Raw genomic sequence first — 4,303 nt, 5'->3', positions numbered from 1 at the left:
TGCGGCTTCATCATAATACATTCAGTTTTTCTCCAGTCAATCAAACAAATACTTTTGGATATAAAGTACTTATAATCTGTTAAATATAATATTCAATAGTGTAACCTACATTCCGCAGATGTACACAGATGTAGAATTTATTTGCCGATTTGCCATATTATCTCATCAAATCCGATTTTAAGTTTTTAGCTTATTGCCGTATTGAGATAATAAGTGGCATTTTTGTGTACATCTGCGGAAAGTGGGGTGTAATTAAAACTAATCTTCTTGTTTACCATAACTCTTGTAATATTATGAAGTGATGGCAGTATTCATTCATCACTTCACACAATTAATCAGCTGAATATTTCATCCAGCCAGTCAAACAAAAGCGAGCTAACTAAGCCGGTGTTTTCACCATAGCAGTGTGTGCCTGCCCCTTCTTCAAAAGAACCGACGATCATTTTTTTGTTAGAATTTGGAAGTGCTTCAATAAATTCGTGCTGCATCGCTTTTACTACAGGGTTTTTGTATTCTCCTGCACTAATAATAAGGAGCACCGGACAGATAATATCTTTCGGGTTAAAGATGTAATCTTCGTTTCTGTCGATCAACGTCTTCCAATTGTCCGTCGAAGTGTTCCATCTCCATACTACTGTTTCGACCATACGGTAATTAAATGCCATGGCTGCCAATATCTTTCTGAAATCAGTAATGCCGTAATTGGCTATGCAGGCCTTAATGCGATGGTCGTGAGCTGCCGCTCTTGGGACAAAATAACCTCCGGCACTGATACCATAAGCAGCGATGTATTCAGGATCTACTTCTGGTCTACATAATGCATAGTCTACGATTGCTTTGATGGGAACTTCAGTATCCGGTCGGAAATAAAGGCCCTGCGACGGAGTGTGTCCCTGACCGGGAATATCTACCGTCAAAAAATTATACCCTCGGATCAAAGCAGACGGTGCTATATGGAAGTACATATCTTCCGCATATGTTTCACCACCTCCAACAGCAATCAATGTCTTACTCTTTCGACCATCCTTGTTGGCTTTAATAAAGTAGCCAGGCAACTCTCTGTTTTCAAAGGGGATAGAAATAGATTCAATGACCGGATCAAAGAGCTGACTTGCCTTTTTCATGCAACTCCTTGCTTTCTCTGTAGTTGTTATTCTAGAACCAAGAGGAGACATACTCATCATGGCCATACGGTAATAGTTGGCAGCACGAAGGTAAAATTCCCTTGCGCTGACTTTATGACCTGCACTTTCGGCTTTTTTTGCCTTAATTTCCACTCTTTCTGCCGTCTTAACCCATTCTTCAGACCAGCTGTTTGGATCTGTTATTTGAGCAGCAGTATAAAAAGCCTCACCGATTTCGCATCCTCCATGGCGGGATGACCCTAGCAGCCATTGAAAAGCAAAATCCATTCCATAATCATCGAAATGAATTTTGTAAAACTGTCGATGCGAGTCCAATTGTTTTTCATTTTGTTTCACTAGCTCGTCAATTTTTTCTTTACGGTTTATAAATTCTCATCTCCTTGTATTTTTTTCGTTTAGTGTGCTGGATAATATAATTTAAGAATTTTTATAAAAATCTACTTTGTCTGAATATTTTCAAGTCAATCAAAAATCAACCACGTAAAAAGCCGGTATTTTCGTCCAGACAATGTTTATTGTTTCCTTTTGTTTTGTATCGCCAATTCCTTCATAATCTTTTCAATGTTTGTTTTAGCATAGCCTGTTATACATACCTTGATTCTTTACGGGCTACAGATGATTTCGGGCCTGAAATTAAAGACTTCATCGTTTAGCCATTCAAATATAACGTCCATCCCGCGTGTGATATTATCCAGCTGGCAGTGGTCATTGCTTCCATCATCTCTTAAGTTGAATATGTGCATTTTTTTAGTTGCTGATGATATTCCTTCAATGAATTCTTTAGCCTGTTCGATCATTATTTTTCCTTCTTCCTCACCGACCAATGCCAATGCAGGGCATGTGATTTTATGAAGATCATTGGTAATAATCGATTTTTTTACTTCTTCTGAGTGCATGTAGTCTGCAAGAGTTTTTCCCTTCATACCCCAGGTCCACAGCTGGTATTCAATAAATGCTTTTTTAACCGGATACTCTGCCAGCATATTGTCAAAAATTTCGTGTGCTTCCTTTTCAGAAAGGCCTTCAAGAAGTTTCAGAATGGAGGCAAAAAACGCTTGCGAAATTCTATAGAGATCAACAATTGGGCTGTCGGGTATTACGGCTTTGAGGCGTTTTTCATGAATAGCCACCTGACTTACTACATAACCACCGTAACTCCAGCCGGAAAGGGCTATTCTTTCATCAACTCCTGGTAGATCTTGTAGAAAGTCTATGGCTACATTGAAGGCATCTTCGTAATAGGCTCTCTTGGCAAGTTGCGGGTGAAGATGTACGCATCCTCGATGACCCGGATATTCGAAAGTAAAAAAGTTATATCCATTCCTTATCGTAGCAGGTCCTGTCAAATAAACCACCTCTTCACCAAGAGAGTCACTGCCGCCGACAAGGATCAGTGTGGGACGTTTTGTATCGGAATTATCAGGACGCCAGAAATATCCCGGCATAAAAGTATCTTTGTAAGGAATTTCGATATATTGAATTGGAGGGGTGAACAATGGACAGGATTTTTTGAAGGCTTTGACGCTCTTGGACCAGATTTCAAAATGTCGTGGGTTGAATGGAGAAGTGCCGTACTCAGCTGTTCGGTAATAGTTGCAGGCTCGCCAGTATCCGTATCGCGCTGCAATTTTCTGCCCCTTCTTAAGGGCTTCTTCCGCCTGCCTTTCGACACGGGAACCCAGATCTTCCCACGTTTTGATCCAGCTTTCCCCATCCGTTTCATCCAAGAGCCTGGCGGCGTACAGACAGTCCCCTATTTCTGCAGCTTTTTCATTCATCGGTTCCAGTGTCCGCTTGAAAACCCAGTCTGTCTCTTGGTCTTTAAAAATTCCGAAATTATTTGAAGATCGGGCAACTCCGAGTGCTTTATTCATTTCTGTGGTCATGATATGTCACCTACAGGATAGTTATCTTCACAAATTTTTCATTTATATCTTTGAATTAACGCTTCTTGCTTTGTTTTTAAGGTGATTTTGTAAATATAATTGATATATATAATTAAAAATTCGTCAAATAAGACTAAAAATATCACTATTTGACCAACTTCTTTTGTTTACCTGACAGCGATCGCTGCACTCGTATTTTTCTTCCAAGTTAATTTCTCCTTATTTCATTATATTAACAATTAACTAAGTGGTTAGTTAATAATCTTTCAAAAAAAATATACAATTAAGTCACCAGATGAGCTGCAAGGTGCACTTTTTTGAATGATTGGTAAAATTTCTCACGTAATTCTTCCTCACTAATGTTATAGAATCTCTCCCATTCGTCCTTGTATAATGCATAACTGAATAGGGGCATTAATCCCGTAAAAAATTCTGTTACCAACAATTCCTGCTTATCTGCTGGAAAATTAAGCCCTTTGGTTTCATATGCTTTGCGAATATTCTCAATCTCTGCATCAATAATTAAATTTCCAACTTTCATAACAATTGAAATATTTGACGAAGATTTAGCAGACTCTGCAATTGCAACTTTAATAATTTTTCTTTTTTTTATTATGAAATTTATGTATGCATCAAATAACTCTCTATAACCATCTTCTCGCCTAATATCAGGATACCCTTCTACACTTTTAATCAGGATTCCTTTTACATCTTCAACCAGAGAGGTAAAAAGCGTATCCAGTATTTCTTCTTTGCTTTTAAAATAATAATATATAAGAGCCTTGTTCACGCAGGCTTTTTTTGCGATATCATCTACTCTGGCTCCATCAAAACCCACTTCTGAGAATATTTCCTCAGCTACCGAAAGTATTCTAGTTTTTGTTTCTTCAGCGTCCCTTTTATTCATAACATCTCCTTTTCTTCGCATATAACTAACTAGTTAGTTAATTATATAAGTACTTTCCTTTTTTATTACATCTGGAGCGTAGGGAGTCACTAATATCCCGTTCTTTACAGGCTGTCCGATAATTACTTTTAGTAATAAAATCGTCTAATTTCTAAATCTTTTTTCTGACCATTATTTTTGACCACTATTTCTGCTCACATTTTCGGATACAATGATAAAAAAGTCCGCCTAATTAGCTTGACATTGTCACATTTCCTTTTCAGGTCTACCGTGAAGTATAACTTTTGTTCTATAAATTTGGTTTAGTGAGACAAATAACAGATGACTTTATCAAGTCAAATAATATTTCTGTAGAAAAATACATT

General features: G+C 37.7%; 3 protein-coding genes. All 3 read right to left on the bottom strand.

The genetic code is table 11. From position 1 onward, the window contains the following. Window positions 1-335: 335 nt before the first annotated feature. On the bottom strand, window positions 336-1,460 hold the full coding sequence (locus ASJ81_RS09240; RefSeq protein ID WP_212556061.1) for an alpha/beta hydrolase family protein: 1,125 nt from the start codon (window positions 1,458-1,460) through the stop codon (window positions 336-338). Window positions 1,461-1,747: 287 nt separating this feature from the next. Next, window positions 1,748-3,031, bottom strand: a complete 1,284-nt coding sequence (locus ASJ81_RS09235; RefSeq protein WP_095644217.1) for an alpha/beta hydrolase family protein — start codon at window positions 3,029-3,031, stop codon at window positions 1,748-1,750. Between the two features lie 283 nt (window positions 3,032-3,314). Continuing rightward, the gene (locus tag ASJ81_RS09230) at window positions 3,315-3,938 is read right to left on the bottom strand and encodes a TetR/AcrR family transcriptional regulator (RefSeq protein WP_095644219.1); all 624 of its coding nucleotides are present in this window, start codon (window positions 3,936-3,938) and stop codon (window positions 3,315-3,317) included. Window positions 3,939-4,303 lie beyond the last annotated feature (365 nt).

The sequence above is a fragment of the Methanosarcina spelaei genome, from assembly GCF_002287235.1.
Taxonomy (GTDB): Archaea; Halobacteriota; Methanosarcinia; order Methanosarcinales; family Methanosarcinaceae; genus Methanosarcina; species Methanosarcina spelaei.
This window is presented reverse-complemented; position numbering and strand designations above follow the sequence as displayed.